Below are 13,281 nucleotides of genomic sequence, written 5' to 3' on the forward strand. Positions count from 1 at the left end.
GCCCTTCGGGCGGTCGGCGCCGGTTTCGTTTCCGGCACCCTTGCCTCGGGCGGCGACCTGCGGCACATCAGGCCCGCCGGGCTCCGGCGCGCCGCCGCCGCGGCGCCACCAGAGGGTGAGCTTATGTCCGTGTCCGTCTCTCCGCTCGCGCCGCAGGTCGAGCCGGTGGTTCCCCCGGTTCCCGGCGTCACCTTCGCCACCGCCGCTGCCGGCATCCGCTACAAAGGCCGCACCGACGTCCTCATGGCCGCGTTCGCGCGCGGCACGACGGTCGCGGGCGTGACCACCCGCTCGCTCTGTCCCTCCGCCCCGGTCGAGTGGTGCCGCAGCGTGCTCAAGAAGGGCAAGGCACGGGGCCTCGTCGTCAATTCCGGCAATGCCAATGCCTTTACCGGCGTGAAGGGGCGTGAGGCCACGGCCTTGACGGCGGAGATCGCGGCCCGCGCGCTCGGCTGCAAACCCGGCGAGATCCTGCTGGCCTCGACCGGCGTGATCGGCGAGCCGCTCGACGCGACCAAATTCGACGGCGTGCTTCAGGATCTCTCCGGTCGGCTCGCGCCCGAACCCTGGAGCGAGGCCGCCCGGGCGATCATGACCACCGACACCTTCCCCAAGCTCGCCACCGCGACCGTTTCGCTGGACGGGATCGACGTGGCGATATCGGGCATGGCCAAGGGCGCGGGCATGATCGCGCCGGACATGGCCACGATGCTCTCCTTCGTCTTCACCGACGCACCGATCGCCGCCGACCTCCTCCAGACGATGCTCCAGAAGGGCGTGCGCGACACGTTCAATGCGGTGACGGTGGACGGCGATACTTCGACCTCCGATACCTTGCTCCTGTTCGCCACCGGCGCGGCCAAGGCGCGCGGCGTCGCGCCGCTGAAGTCGGCCGACGATCCGCGGGTCCGCGTGTTCCGCACGGCGCTTCAGACCGTCCTCGCAGACCTCGCCGAGCAGGTTGCGCGCGACGGCGAGGGCGCGCGCCATCTGATCCGCGTGAACGTGCGGGGCGCGGTGTCGCGCAAGTCGGCGCGGCGCATCGCCATGTCGATCGCCAATTCGCCGCTGGTGAAGACGGCGATCGCCGGCGAGGACGCCAATTGGGGCCGCGTCGTGATGGCGGTGGGCAAGGCCGGCGAGCCGGCCGATCGCGATCGCCTGTCGATTTCGTTCGGCGACATCCGAGTCGCCGCCGAGGGCATGCGCGACCCGTCTTATGACGAGGCGGAGGTCTCCCGCTATATGACCGGCGCCGTCATCGACATCACCGTCGATCTCGGGCTCGGCACCGGCAGCGACCGTGTCCTGACCTGCGATCTCACCAAGGAATATGTTGCCATCAACGGCGACTACCGGTCGTGAAGATCACCCTCGTCGCGGCCTGCGCTCTGGTCGATGCCGACAATCGGGTGCTCGTCGCGCAGCGGCCCGAGGGCAAGGCGCTGGCCGGGCTCTGGGAATTTCCCGGGGGCAAGATCGAGCCCGGCGAGCGGCCGGAGGAGAGCCTGATCCGCGAATTGCGCGAGGAACTCGGCATTACGGTGAAGGAGGCCTGTCTCGCGCCCCTCACCTTTGCCAGCCACGGTTACGAGACCTTCCATCTTTTGATGCCGCTCTGGATCTGCCGGCGCTGGGAGGGACGGGTCGAGGCGCTGGAGCATGCGGCTCTGAAATGGGTGCGCCCCGCACGGCTGCGCGATCTCGCCATGCCGCCGGCCGATGCGCCGCTGATCCCGCCTTTGATCGACCTTCTCGGCCCCTGACCGCTCAGGCGAGGCGGGCGAGAGCGGCGCGCAGGTCGTCCGGCAGCGGCACCGGACGCCTCGTGTCGCGGTCGACATAGACATGGACGAAATGGCCCTGGGCGCAGGCGGTGTCGGGCGCCCCCTGGAAGATGCCGATCTCGTAGCGCACCGAACTGCCGCCGAGCCGCGCCACCCGGACCCCGGCACTCACCGGCTCCGGCACCGAGAGGCTGCGGAAATAGATGCAGCGGGTCTCCACGACGAGCCCGATCACGCGGCTGGTCTGCGGATCCAGCACGCCGCGGGACATGAGATATTCGTTCACCGCCGTATCGAAGAAGGAATAGAACACGACGTTGTTCACATGGCCGTAAATGTCCATGTCCGCCCAGCGCGTCGTGATCGCGAGATGGTGGGGGAAAGCGTCGCGGCGCGCGGGCTGCTCGCGGGCGGGGGACGGGGCGGTCATGCCATATTCCCTGGTTGAGCCTGAACCATTTAACGCGTTCGTTCGACGAACAGGACCGCGCCGTCCGACCGGATCACGGTGACGCGCGTGCCCGCCGGGAGGTCCGGCCCATGCACCCGCCAGAGCGAATCGTCCACCCGCACCGTGCCGGTGCCGTCATGGATCGCGCCTTCGAGGATGAAGGTGCGGCCGACCAGAGCGTCGATCCGCCGGTTGAGGAAAGGCCGGTCGCTCCCGGCCCCCCCGCGCGCGGCGAGCCAGCGGCCGGCCATCACCGCTGCGAGCGACAGCAGCGCGAACAGCAGGATCTGGATCTGCCATGCCGGCCCGAGGAGGAGGCCGATCGCGCCCGCGGCGAAGGCGGCGAGGCCCAGCCAGATTAGGGACGCCCCCGGCACGACGATCTCCGCTCCCAGCAGAAGGCCGCCCAGCAGGAACCAGCTCCAGGCGCCGAGCCCGAGAACCGTCTCGGCCATGGGTCAGACCTCCGAACCCGGCGTCCGCCCCACCGCTGGCCCCGTAGGGCCGGGGCCGCGGCGCGGCGACCGGGCGGACTCTCCGAACGCATCGCGCGCAATCTCGCCGATGCCGGCCAGGGAGGACAGCAGCGCGGTCGCCTCATAGGGGATCATGATGACTTTCTGATTGGGCGCCGCGGCGAGGCGCTCGAACGCCTTCACGTATTTTTCCGCGACATAGTAATTCAGCGCCGCCGGATCGCCGGCCGTCACCGCGCTGGACAGCATGGCGGTGGCCTTCGCATCCGCCTCGCCCAGACGCTCGCGCGCCTCCGCATCGCGGAACGCGGCCTCGCGGCGGCCCTCGGCCTCCAGAATCTGCGACTGCTTCTGGCCCTCCGCCCGCAGGATCTGCGCCTGCCTCAGGCCCTCGGCCTCCAGCACCGCCGCGCGCTTCTCGCGCTCCGCCTTCATCTGGCGGGCCATCGCGGTGACGAGATCGGCGGGGGGAACGATGTCCTTGATCTCGATGCGGTTGATCTTCACGCCCCAGGGCGACACCGCCGCGTCGACCACCCGCAGCAGACGCTCGTTGATCTCGTCCCGGTGCGACAGCAACTGGTCGAGATCCATCGCGCCCATCACGGTGCGGATATTGGTCGTGGTCAGCGCCAGGATGGAAGCGTCGAGGCGGGACACTTCATAGCTGGCCTTGGCGGCGTCGAACACCTGGTAGAACACAACCCCGTCAACGGAGACGGTCGCATTGTCCTTGGTGATGACTTCTTGGGTCGGCACGTCATGGACCTGTTCCATGACGTTTACCCGGTTGCCGATCCGGTCGATGAAGGGAAGGATGAGGTTGAGGCCCGGCCTCAGGGTCCGCGTATAGCGGCGAAAGCGCTCGACGGTGAATTCATAGCCCTGGGGAACCGTCTTGACCCCCGCCACGACGATGGCGATGGCGAGAACCAGCAGCACGAGGACGAAGAGGTTCGGTCCGATGTCCGGCATGGATGTCTCCCCGCCGGCCGAGGCGCGCCGGCAGGCGGGATAAGCGCATGCGCCGGGCGTTCCGGCAAGACCCGGCGTGCGGCGCTGTTACGCTTCGCCGGGTTGCCGCGTCACGTCGCAGTGAACGACAAGATCGTGAGAATGGCCGCGCCCGCCGCCATGAAGCCGACCATCATGCCCCAGAGGTGCCAGCTCGGTTGCTCGGCCGGCGGGGTGCTGTGATCTTCCTCGCTCTGCGCGAGATGGAGGGGATAGCCGCCATGTCCGGGGGCTGCGGCTGCGGCACCGGGACCCTGGTGCGGCATATCCTGATCCGTCCCGCTTGGCGGATGCTCGTCGTTTCGGAAGCGGTCACGTGCCGGATACCGAATGTCCATGGGAAAATCTCCTTTTCCCATCAACCTCCTGCTTCACGTGGGGTTCCGCATTTGCCCGGCGGTGCACCGCGGCATCCAGACAGGATTACCCAGTCGTGAACGCCCGCGTTGCCATCCGGCGGCCACAGCGGTCCGGATGCGGCAGCAGTCCGAGACTGTCGCAGCGGCTGGTCTCGCGCGTCACGCGATCCAAGGTGCCATTCGGTCGAGGGCGATCAGCGCCTCGGGCTCGACCCGCGGGCGCACCAGCGCCCAGTCCGTGTCGCGCACCAGCACCTCGGGGACCAAAGCGCGGCTGTTATAGGTGCCCGCCTGGACCGCGCCATAGGCGCCCGCCGTCATGACCGCCAGGAGGTCGCCGGGAGCCGGCAGAGGCATGGTGCGGGCGAGCGCCAGATAGTCGCCGGTCTCGCAGACCGGTCCGACCACGTCGACGACCGCCTTCCGTGCGTCGCCGGCCGGAGCCGCGACCGCGACGATGTCGTGATGCGCGTCATAGAGGGTCGGCCGGATCAGGTCGTTCATGCCGGCATCGACGATGACGAAGGTGCGGTTTTCGCCCGTCTTCACATAGAGGACGCGGGTGACCAGGATGCCGGCATTGGCGACGATCATCCGCCCCATCTCGAAGATCAGCGGCAACTTGAGGTCGCCCAGTGCCCGGCCGATCACGTCGGCATAGGCCGAGGGCGCCGGGGGGGCCGGATCGGAGGCGGCATAAGGCACGCCGAGCCCGCCGCCGAGATCCATGTGGTGCAGCCGGTGACCGGCCGCCATCAGATCGCGCGCCAGTTCCGCGAGCAGAAGCGTGGCATTCTCGAACGGCGCCATGTCGGTGATCTGGCTGCCGATATGCATGTCGACACCGGAGACCTCGATGCCCGGCAGACGCGCCGCCTCATCGTAGACCGCACGGGCGCGCGAGATGGGAATGCCGAACTTGGTCTCCGACGTGCCGGTCGAGATCTTGGCGTGGGTGCGGGCATCGACGTCGGGATTGACCCGGATCGAGACCCGCGCCGGTGTCCCGCGCGCGGCCGCGACTGCGGACAGGGCCTCGAGTTCGGGCTCGCTCTCCACATTGAAGCAGAGGATCCCGGCATCGAGCGCTTCGGCCATTTCCCGGCGGGTCTTGCCGACGCCGGAGAAGACGATGCGTCCGGCGGGGACGCCCGCCGCCAAAGCGCGCTTGAGTTCGCCGCCCGACACGATGTCCGCGCCGGCACCGAGGCGGGCGAGGGTGGCAATCACCGCTTGGTTGGAATTCGCCTTCAGCGCGTAGCACAAGGTGACGTCGCGGCCGGCGAACGCTTCGGTGAAAACCCGATAATGGCGCTCCAGCGTGGCGGTGGAATAGCAATAGAAAGGCGTGCCTACGGCCGCGGCGATCGCCGCGACATCGACGCCCTCGGCGTGGAGGCGCCCGCCGCGCTGCTCGAAATGATGCATGGTCCCCGGCCTCAGAGCAGGAAGTCGAGGAAGAAGGATTTTTGCGGCGCGGTGGGCTGCGGCGCGGGCCGCGAGATCGAATCGCCCGGCATGTCGGGCGGATTGATGCCGCCGGCATATTCCGGATTGGCCCCCCAGGCCTGCTGTCCGGCCTGGCGCGTCGCCTGGCCCATGGTCTCGGGGGTGCGATTTCCGATCTGCGGCGCGGACGCATTGGCCTGGGGCGCGCCCGCGGCATTCGGGGGCGGCTCCAGCGGACCCTTCACGCCGCAGCCCGCGAGGGCGAAAGCGAGCAGGCTGCACAGGAGAAGGGGACGAAACGACACGGTGCGGCATTTCCCGGCAAAGATGCCGCCACTATAGCGTCGGCGGCGGCAAAGGCGAGCCCCGTGCGCCGGCCTCACCGCCGCAGGATGGTCCCGCCCGCCCGCGCCCGCTTCTCCCAACCCAGCGCTTCCAGGGCCGGCATGTCGCTTTCTTCAAGGGGATAACCAAGGCAGAAATAGCCGATGAACCGCCAGTCCTGCGGCACGTCGAGCTGCGCGCGGACCGTATCGGGGTCCAGGATCGACACCCAGCCGAGGCCGATCCCTTCCGCCCGCGCCGCCAGCCAAAGCGTGTGCACCGCCATCACCGCCGAATAATCGACCGTCTCGGGCATGGTGAGCCGCCCGAGGCGGTGGCCCTGGCGCGTCTCGCGGTCGGCGAACACGGCGAGATGCACCGGCGCCTCGTCGAGCCCGGCGAGCTTCAGCCGGGCATAGGTGCGGGCGCGTTCGGGCGCCTGGCGCGCCAGCGCCTCGGCATTGCAGGATTCGAAGCAGGCGCGGATCGCCTGGCGCCGCGCCGGAGCATCGACCAGGACGAACCGCCACGGCTGGCTGAGGCCGACGGAAGGGGCGAGGCAGGAGATCTCGATCAGCCGCTCGACCGCCCCCTCCGGCAAAGGGTCGGGCCGGAAGCGGCGCACGTCGCGGCGCCAGACCAGGAGCGCCACGAGCCGTTCTCTGAAGGCGGCGTCGAAGCGCGGGCCGGGCATGGCGTCAGGCCGGTTTCGCCAGCGTCTTCAGCCAGCGCCGCGCCTGCGCGCGGACCCGGACCGGCGCCGTACCGCCATAGGAGGTCCGGCTCGCCACCGATTTCGTCACCGAGAGCACGGAGAAGACGTCTTGCGTGATGCGCGCGTCGACGCCCTGCATGTCCTCCAGCGAAAGACGGTGCAGCGGCACGCCGCGCTCCGAGGCGAGGGCGACGATGCGCCCGGTCGCGTGATGCGCCTCGCGGAACGGAATGCCCAGCGCGCGCACCAGCCAATCGGCGAGATCGGTCGCGGTGGAATAGCCCTGTCCGGCGGCGGCGCGCATGCGTGCGGCCTCCGGCTCGAGATCGCGCACCATGCCGGCGGTCGCGGCGATGACCAGCGAGAGGGCCGAGAATGCGTCGAAGGCGCCTTCCTTGTCCTCCTGCATGTCCTTGGCATAAGCGAGCGGCAGGCCCTTCATCACCACGAGCAGGCCGGTCAGGGCACCGACGATCCGACCGGCTTTGCCGCGCGCGAGTTCCGCGGCGTCCGGATTGCGCTTCTGCGGCATGATCGAGGAGCCCGTGGTGAAGGCGTCCGACAGCTTGATCAGGCCGAAGGACGGCGAGGTCCAGATCACCACCTCCTCGGCGAAGCGCGAGAGATGGATGGCGCAGATCGCCGCGGCCGCCAGCGTCTCCAGCACGAAGTCGCGATCGGACACGGCGTCGAGCGAATTGGCGGTGGGGCGGTCGAAGCCGAGCGCCGCGGCGGTGGCGTCGCGGTCGATGGGAAACGAGGTGCCGGCGAGGGCGGCGGAGCCGAGCGGCGATTCGTTGAGCCGCGTCCGGGCGTCGCGCAGCCGCCCGCGATCGCGCGCCAGCATCTCGACATAGGCCATCAGATGGTGGCCGAACGTCACCGGCTGGGCGGTCTGCAGATGGGTGAAGCCCGGCATCACGGTCGCCGCATGCGCCAGCGCCTTTTCGGCCAAAGCCGTCATCAGATCGGCGAGCTGGGCGTCGAGGGCGTCGATCGTGTCGCGCACATAGAGCCGGAAATCCGTCGCCACCTGATCGTTGCGCGAGCGCGCGGTGTGGAGCCGGCCGGCGCTCGGGCCGATCAGGTCGGCGAGCCGCTGTTCGACATTCATATGGATGTCTTCGAGGTCGCGGCGGAAGGTGAAGCGGCCCGCCTCGATCTCTGACAGGATCGTGTCTAGACCCTTCTGGATCTTCTCGACATCTTTCGCCCCGACGATTCCCTGCGCCGCCAGCATGGTGGCATGGGCCTTGGAGCCGGCGATGTCCTGGGCGTAAAGACGCTGATCGAAGCCGATGGAGGCGTTGATTTCCTCCATGATCGCGTTGGGGCCCGTGGAGAAACGCCCGCCCCACATCTTGTTGCTCATGACGGACCTCCCGAGATGACCGAACCCGACGCCCCGATCCCGCATCCGCCGCCCGACGCCGCGCGCACGGGCCGCGGACGCATGCTGGCCGTGCTGGGCGTCGCTGCGCTCGCCGGCGCTGTGGCCGGCGCGCTTGCCCTATACGTGATGCAGGGGGCGCCCGGCAATGCGCCCGCACCGTCCGCGGTCACTGCGGCGCAGGCGGCCCCGGTCAAGGATCCGGCCTGCGCACCCGCCGTGGCCGCGGCGGACCGGCTCCGTGGACTGGCCAAGGGCGAGATCGCCGCGCTCTCGCTCGCGACCGAACCGCGTCGCCTGCCGCCGCTGAGCTTCACCGATGCGGCCGGCAACCCGATGAGTCTGACCGATTTCAAGGGCAAATTGCTTTTGGTCAATCTCTGGGCGACCTGGTGTGTGCCGTGCCGTGAGGAGATGCCGGCGCTGGATGCGCTCGAACAGGCGCTCGGCGGCGACCGCTTCCAGGTCGTGGCGATCAATCTCGACACGCGCGATCCCGCCAAGCCCAAGGCCTTCCTGGATGAGATCGGGGTCAAGTCGCTCGCTTTCTATGCCGATCCCGGCACCAAGAGCTTCCAGGCCCTGCGCGCCGCCGGGCGCGGCTTCGGCCTGCCGACGAGCCTTCTGGTGGACGGCGAGGGCTGCGAGATCGGCTTCCTCGCAGGGCCCGCGGAATGGGCCGGCGCGGACGCGAAGGCCTTGATCCAGGCCGCTTTGGCGGGGCCGAACTGAGCCCTGCATGCATTGGCGACCTTTTCGCCCGGATCTGCCTTAAAATGATGCGGACGCCCATTCAAGCGGCCTGCGCCTCTCATGTCATGGCCGCCGGCCATTGACGTCAAAGGAAGTTTTCCCTGGCACGCGGTTTGCTTTCCTTGTTGCCAGAGTTGGTGGCTAGGGTTCCGGCATCTTCCTGAAGATGCGCTGGTCCGAGAGCTGCCGCCGGTCCGGGAGACATCCGGCCGGGCGCACGGCGGGATAAAAGCCCGGGAGACCTCGGTGGCCAAGGAATTGGCGGCACTGGAGTCTCCGCCAATTCCTCATCGTTCGACGCAACATCGTTTGACGCAACGAAGGGGAATTCAGAACATGCGCTCTCGCTTATCGACCCTATTCGCTCTGGCCTGTGCCGCCGCCCTCGTGACCGGCGCCGCGCCCGCGCTCGCCGCGCCGAAGAAGGATTTCAAGGTCGCCTGGTCGATCTATGTCGGCTGGATGCCCTGGGGCTATGCGGCGGACACCGGCATCGTCAAGAAATGGGCCGATAAATACGGCCTGACCATCGAAGTCACCCAGTTCAACGATTATGTCGAATCGATCAACCAATACACCGCCGGCGCTTTCGACGCCCTGACCGTGACCAATATGGACGCGCTGTCGGTTCCCGCCGCGGGCGGCGTCGACACCACTACGGTCATCGTCGGCGACTTTTCGAACGGCAACGACGCTGTGATCCTGAAGAACAAGACCAAGCTCGCCGACATCAAGGGCCAGAAGGTCAATCTGGTCGAATTCTCGGTGTCGCATTATCTGCTCGCGCGCGGGCTCGAGAGCGTCAAGATGACCGAGCGCGACGTCAAGGTGGTGAACACCTCCGATGCCGACATGGTCGCCGCCTACAAGACCAAGGGCGTGACCGCCGTGGTCACCTGGAACCCCCTGGTCTCGGAAATTCTCCAGGAGAAGGGCGCGAACAACGTGTTCGACAGCTCCAAGATCCCGGGCGAGATCATGGATCTCATGGTCGCCAATACCGCCACGCTCAAGGACAATCCGGACTTCGGCAAGGCCCTGGCCGGGATCTGGTACGAGACCATGGCGGTCATGACCGACACCGGCGAAAAGGGTGCGGCGGCCCGCTCGGCCATGGGCAAGGCGTCGGGGACCGACCTTGCCGGTTTCGACAGCCAGCTCGCGGCCACCAAGCTGTTCGCCAAAGCGCCTGAGGCGGTCGCCTTCGTGCGCTCGCCCGAGGTCGGCGCGACCATGGACCGGGTGCGCAAATTCCTGTTCGCCAAGAAGCTGCTCGGCGACGCCGCCAAGTCCGCCGACGCAATCGGGATCGAACTCGCCGACGGCAAGATTTTGGGCAGCGCCAAGAACGTGAAGTTCCGCTTCACCGACGCCTATATGGCCGCGGCGGCCGACGGCAAGCTCTGAGGCGCCAGCGAAAGCGAGGCCGGGGGCTGCCATGCGTCTCATCAACCGCCGCCCGGACCGCGGCACGGCGCTGGTGCTCGCCGCCTTGCCGTTCGCGCTGGTCGCGCTCGCTTATGTGCTGGGTTCGGCGGAGCGCCTCGCCGAAAACCCGGCGGACAAGCTGCTGCCGAGCTTTGCCACGATGGCGGAGACCTTCGGCCGGCTGGCCTTCGTCGCCGATGCCCGCACCGGCGACTATATCCTCGTCTCCGACACGCTCGCGAGCCTTGAACGGCTCGCGAGCGCGCTGTTCATCTCCACGGCGCTCGCCTTGGTGCTCGGCCTGCTGATCGGCCTCCTGCCGCTGGTCAACGCGCTGTTGGCGCCGTTCGTGGCGCTGGTCTCCATGGTGCCGCCGCTCGCTTTGCTGCCGATCCTGTTCATCGTCATGGGGCTGGGCGAAGCCTCGAAGATCGCCTTGATCGTGATCGGCGTCGCCCCTTTCCTGACCCGCGACCTCGCCATGCGGGTGCGCGAATTGCCGCGCGAGCAAATCATCAAGGCGCAGACGCTCGGCGCCTCCACCTGGCTGATCGCGCTGCGCATCGTGCTGCCGCAGATCGTGCCGCGGCTCATCGACGGGGTGCGCCTCTCGCTCGGCCCGGCCTTCCTGTTCCTGATCGCGGCCGAGGCGATCGCCTCGGATTCCGGCCTCGGCTACCGCATCTTCCTGGTGCGGCGCTATCTCGCGATGGATGTGATCCTGCCCTATGTCGCCTGGATCACCCTGTTGTCCGTGGCGATCGATTACGGCCTCGCCCGCCTGCGCGACGCCGCCTTTCCCTGGTTCGGGAGGGGCGCATGACCGCGATCCGGGTCGAACATGTCTGGATGGAATATGGCGACCAGATCGTGCTCGAGAACATCTCGCTGGATTTCGCGCCGCGGTCCTTCGTCGCCCTGGTCGGCCCGTCCGGCTGCGGCAAGACCACCTTCCTGCGCCTGCTCCTGAGCGAGGAGCGGCCGACGCGCGGGCGGATCACGGTCGACGGCGCGCCGCTCGCGCCCGAGCCCGGCGCGGATCGCGGCGTGGTCTTCCAGCGCTATTCTGTGTTCCCGCATCTCACCGTGCTCGGCAATGTCCTGCTCGCCGCCGAACTGCCGAAGGCGCGGTTGAGCGGGCGGCTGTTCGGCGCGGCGCGCCGCCGGGCGGAAGAGGAAGCCCGCGCGCTGATCGCCGAGGTCGGCCTCGCCGGCGCGGAGGACAAATACCCCGCCGCTCTGTCCGGCGGCATGCAGCAGCGCCTCGCTCTGGCCCAGGCGTTGATGCGCAAGCCGCGGATACTGCTGCTCGACGAGCCGTTCGGCGCCCTCGATCCGGGTATCCGCGCCGACATTCACGGCCTGATGCTGGCGCTCTGGCACAACTGCGAGATGAGCGTCGTGATGGTCACGCATGATCTGCGCGAGGCCTTCACCCTCGCGACCCGCGTCATCGCCTTCGAGCGGCGGCGCAGCGGCGACGACCGCGCGCGCTTCGGCGCCGTCGTCGCGCGCGACATCGAGGTCTGGCCGCGCCGCATTGCGGGGCGGGGCCACCCCACCGTTTCCGGCCGGGACGACCCGGCCTCTCCCATGGACATCGGCCGGGACGACCCGGCGCCCCTTGCCGTGTGAGGACTTTTCATGACCGAGCCCGTGACCCCGGCGGCCGAGACGGCCGCGCGCATCGCCGAGAACAAGCGGCGCTATGAGGATTTGAAGGCCGCCGGGCAGGATCACGCGCCCCGCGTCCTGCCCCCGCCGACGCCGCGCGGCAGCGTCCTGCTGCCCCCCGGCCCCGTGAAGCGGGAGGTAATCCCCCCCTTCTGGTACGCGACGCTCCGGCTCTTGCCCGGCGAGGCAGTCCGGATTGCTTTGATGGATGCGCCGTCCGCGGTCTCGCTGATCGCCTGGAACGCGCACGACACGTCCGAGCGCATCAATTATGCCGACACGGTCAAGATCCAGTGGACCGCCGCGCTCGGCAAGGGGAGGGTGATCTTCTCCGACATGGGGCGGGTCATGCTGTCCATCGTCGAAGATACCAGCGGGATGCACGATGCGCTGGTCGGCGGCTCCACCGCCGCCTCCAACCGCCGCCGCTACGGCGTGCGGCCGATGCGCAACACGCGCGACAATTTCCTCCTCGCCGCCGGAAAGCTCGGCCTCGACCGCCGGGACGTGCCGCCGGCGATCACCTTCTTCGCGCCGGTGCGCACCGATGCCGCCGGCGGCTTCGTCTGGCAGGACGCGCCGCGCGTCGCCGGCGACTTCGTCGATCTGCGCGCCGAGATGGATCTGCTCGTGGCGCTGTCCAATTGCCCGCATCCGCTCGACCCGAACCCGGATTATGCGGCGGGCAGCGTCGAGGCGATCCGCTTCTGGGCGCCGGAGCCGGCGTTCGACGATCTGTGCCGCACCGCCACCCGCGAGGCGGTGCGCGGCTTCGAAAATCTTGCGCGCTGAAGGGAGCGGCCCATGACCTCCGGTTTCATCGCCAGCCCGGTGCGCGACCCGGCCTCCGCGCTCGCCGTCTTCGATATCCCCGCCGAAGCGCCCTGGTCGGGTATCGTCCGGCGCGGCCAGTCGATCCGCATCGTCGATCTCGAAGGCCAGCAGGCGGTGGACACGCTGTTCTACCGCGCCGACGATTTCGCCGAGCGCTATTCGGCGCAGGACACGCTGCGCGTCCAGGGCGCCGCTTACGTCACCACGGGCACGCGCCTCATTTCGAACGAAGGCCGCATCATGGCCGTGGTGACCGCCGACAGCTGCGGGCGTCACGACACCTCGGCCGGCGCCTGCTCGTGCGAGAGCAATACGGTGCGGTTCGGCCACCACACGAAATACCTGCACGCCTGCCGGGAGAATTTCGTTCTGGAAGTGAGCCGGCATGGCCTGTCCAAGCGCGACATCGTGCCGAACATCAATTTCTTCATGAACGTGCCGATCGAGCCCTCCGGCGCGCTGGCGATCGTCGACGGGGTCTCGCGCCCGGGCGACCATGTCGAGCTGCGCGCCGAGATGGACGTCTTGTGCGTGATCTCCAACTGCCCGCAGATCAACAATCCCTGCAACGGCTTCAATCCGACGCCGATCCGCGTCCTGATCTTCGCCGCCGACGGGGACTGAGCC

Annotated in this window: 16 protein-coding genes and 1 riboswitch; of the genes, 8 read left to right on the forward strand and 8 right to left on the reverse strand. The window is 68.6% G+C overall.

Annotated features, from left to right (window positions below):
* Positions 1–123 precede the first annotated feature (123 nt).
* Positions 124–1,365, forward strand: a complete 1,242-nt coding sequence (gene argJ / locus EDC64_RS06990) for a bifunctional glutamate N-acetyltransferase/amino-acid acetyltransferase ArgJ (protein WP_132030555.1) — start codon at positions 124–126, stop codon at positions 1,363–1,365.
* Positions 1,362–1,766, forward strand: coding sequence for a (deoxy)nucleoside triphosphate pyrophosphohydrolase (locus EDC64_RS06995; protein WP_207915944.1), 405 nt, complete (start codon positions 1,362–1,364; stop codon positions 1,764–1,766). The genes argJ and EDC64_RS06995 overlap by 4 nt, the downstream gene beginning before the upstream one ends.
* A 4-nt stretch (positions 1,767–1,770) precedes the next feature.
* Here EDC64_RS06995 and EDC64_RS07000 read toward each other — a convergent pair whose 3' ends face one another.
* The 8 genes from EDC64_RS07000 to argH form a co-directional block, all read right to left on the reverse strand.
* Positions 1,771–2,217 (reverse strand): acyl-CoA thioesterase, encoded by a 447-nt coding sequence (locus EDC64_RS07000; RefSeq protein WP_132030557.1) that lies wholly within the window; start codon positions 2,215–2,217, stop codon positions 1,771–1,773.
* Between the two features lie 29 nt (positions 2,218–2,246).
* Positions 2,247–2,693: an NfeD family protein gene (locus tag EDC64_RS07005; protein ID WP_132030558.1), complete on the reverse strand. Its 447-nt coding sequence runs from the start codon at positions 2,691–2,693 to the stop codon at positions 2,247–2,249.
* Positions 2,694–2,696: 3 nt separating this feature from the next.
* The gene (locus EDC64_RS07010; RefSeq protein ID WP_132030559.1) at positions 2,697–3,689 is read right to left on the reverse strand and encodes an SPFH domain-containing protein; all 993 of its coding nucleotides are present in this window, start codon (positions 3,687–3,689) and stop codon (positions 2,697–2,699) included.
* Positions 3,690–3,799: 110 nt separating this feature from the next.
* Positions 3,800–4,066: a hypothetical protein gene (locus tag EDC64_RS07015; RefSeq protein WP_132030560.1), complete on the reverse strand. Its 267-nt coding sequence runs from the start codon at positions 4,064–4,066 to the stop codon at positions 3,800–3,802.
* 180 nt (positions 4,067–4,246) lie between these two features.
* A complete protein-coding gene (gene lysA / locus EDC64_RS07020; RefSeq protein ID WP_132030561.1) occupies positions 4,247–5,515 on the reverse strand; it encodes a diaminopimelate decarboxylase in 1,269 nt (422 codons plus the stop codon).
* Between the two features lie 11 nt (positions 5,516–5,526).
* Complete coding sequence (lptM, locus tag EDC64_RS07025; protein ID WP_245504574.1) at positions 5,527–5,841, reverse strand: LPS translocon maturation chaperone LptM; 315 nt, start codon at positions 5,839–5,841, stop codon at positions 5,527–5,529.
* A 74-nt stretch (positions 5,842–5,915) separates the two neighbouring features.
* On the reverse strand, positions 5,916–6,554 hold the full coding sequence (bluB, locus tag EDC64_RS07030) for a 5,6-dimethylbenzimidazole synthase (protein ID WP_132030562.1): 639 nt from the start codon (positions 6,552–6,554) through the stop codon (positions 5,916–5,918).
* Between the two features lie 4 nt (positions 6,555–6,558).
* Positions 6,559–7,947 (reverse strand): argininosuccinate lyase, encoded by a 1,389-nt coding sequence (argH, locus tag EDC64_RS07035; RefSeq protein WP_132030563.1) that lies wholly within the window; start codon positions 7,945–7,947, stop codon positions 6,559–6,561.
* A gap of 15 nt (positions 7,948–7,962) precedes the next feature.
* On the opposite strand from argH, the gene tlpA reads away from it, so the two are divergent.
* The 6 genes from tlpA to EDC64_RS07065 all read left to right on the forward strand — a co-directional run bounded on the left by tlpA (position 7,963) and on the right by EDC64_RS07065 (position 13,278).
* Positions 7,963–8,697, forward strand: a complete 735-nt coding sequence (gene tlpA, locus EDC64_RS07040) for a thiol:disulfide interchange protein TlpA (RefSeq protein WP_245504575.1) — start codon at positions 7,963–7,965, stop codon at positions 8,695–8,697.
* A gap of 151 nt (positions 8,698–8,848) precedes the next feature.
* Positions 8,849–8,960, forward strand: a riboswitch (guanidine-I (ykkC/yxkD leader).
* Positions 8,961–9,054: 94 nt separating this feature from the next.
* Positions 9,055–10,125, forward strand: coding sequence for a putative urea ABC transporter substrate-binding protein (locus EDC64_RS07045; RefSeq protein ID WP_132030564.1), 1,071 nt, complete (start codon positions 9,055–9,057; stop codon positions 10,123–10,125).
* A 31-nt stretch (positions 10,126–10,156) separates the two neighbouring features.
* Positions 10,157–10,969, forward strand: a complete 813-nt coding sequence (locus EDC64_RS07050) for an ABC transporter permease (protein ID WP_132030565.1) — start codon at positions 10,157–10,159, stop codon at positions 10,967–10,969.
* Positions 10,966–11,781, forward strand: a complete 816-nt coding sequence (locus EDC64_RS07055; RefSeq protein ID WP_132030566.1) for an ABC transporter ATP-binding protein — start codon at positions 10,966–10,968, stop codon at positions 11,779–11,781. Before EDC64_RS07050 ends, EDC64_RS07055 begins: the two co-directional genes overlap by 4 nt.
* Before the next feature lie 9 nt (positions 11,782–11,790).
* Positions 11,791–12,612, forward strand: a complete 822-nt coding sequence (locus EDC64_RS07060; protein ID WP_132030567.1) for an urea amidolyase associated protein UAAP1 — start codon at positions 11,791–11,793, stop codon at positions 12,610–12,612.
* Positions 12,613–12,624: 12 nt separating this feature from the next.
* Positions 12,625–13,278, forward strand: a complete 654-nt coding sequence (locus tag EDC64_RS07065; RefSeq protein WP_132030568.1) for an urea amidolyase associated protein UAAP2 — start codon at positions 12,625–12,627, stop codon at positions 13,276–13,278.
* Positions 13,279–13,281: the final 3 nt, after the last annotated feature.

The sequence above is a fragment of the Aquabacter spiritensis genome (genome assembly GCF_004346185.1).
Taxonomy (GTDB): Bacteria; Pseudomonadota; Alphaproteobacteria; order Rhizobiales; family Xanthobacteraceae; genus Aquabacter; species Aquabacter spiritensis.

Excerpts from the sequence above, each read along its gene's own strand:
- argJ (WP_132030555.1), top strand. The coding sequence starts at position 124 with ATGTCCGTGTCCGTCTCTCCGCTCGCGCCGCAGGTCGAGCCGGTGGTT.
- EDC64_RS07000 (WP_132030557.1), bottom strand. The coding sequence starts at position 2,217 with ATGACCGCCCCGTCCCCCGCCCGCGAGCAGCCCGCGCGCCGCGACGCT.
- EDC64_RS07005 (WP_132030558.1), bottom strand. The coding sequence starts at position 2,693 with ATGGCCGAGACGGTTCTCGGGCTCGGCGCCTGGAGCTGGTTCCTGCTG.
- EDC64_RS07010 (WP_132030559.1), bottom strand. The coding sequence starts at position 3,689 with ATGCCGGACATCGGACCGAACCTCTTCGTCCTCGTGCTGCTGGTTCTC.
- EDC64_RS07015 (WP_132030560.1), bottom strand. The coding sequence starts at position 4,066 with ATGGACATTCGGTATCCGGCACGTGACCGCTTCCGAAACGACGAGCAT.
- lysA (WP_132030561.1), bottom strand. The coding sequence starts at position 5,515 with ATGCATCATTTCGAGCAGCGCGGCGGGCGCCTCCACGCCGAGGGCGTC.
- bluB (WP_132030562.1), bottom strand. The coding sequence starts at position 6,554 with ATGCCCGGCCCGCGCTTCGACGCCGCCTTCAGAGAACGGCTCGTGGCG.
- argH (WP_132030563.1), bottom strand. The coding sequence starts at position 7,947 with ATGAGCAACAAGATGTGGGGCGGGCGTTTCTCCACGGGCCCCAACGCG.
- tlpA (WP_245504575.1), top strand. The coding sequence starts at position 7,963 with ATGACCGAACCCGACGCCCCGATCCCGCATCCGCCGCCCGACGCCGCG.
- EDC64_RS07045 (WP_132030564.1), top strand. The coding sequence starts at position 9,055 with ATGCGCTCTCGCTTATCGACCCTATTCGCTCTGGCCTGTGCCGCCGCC.
- EDC64_RS07050 (WP_132030565.1), top strand. The coding sequence starts at position 10,157 with ATGCGTCTCATCAACCGCCGCCCGGACCGCGGCACGGCGCTGGTGCTC.
- EDC64_RS07055 (WP_132030566.1), top strand. The coding sequence starts at position 10,966 with ATGACCGCGATCCGGGTCGAACATGTCTGGATGGAATATGGCGACCAG.
- EDC64_RS07060 (WP_132030567.1), top strand. The coding sequence starts at position 11,791 with ATGACCGAGCCCGTGACCCCGGCGGCCGAGACGGCCGCGCGCATCGCC.
- EDC64_RS07065 (WP_132030568.1), top strand. The coding sequence starts at position 12,625 with ATGACCTCCGGTTTCATCGCCAGCCCGGTGCGCGACCCGGCCTCCGCG.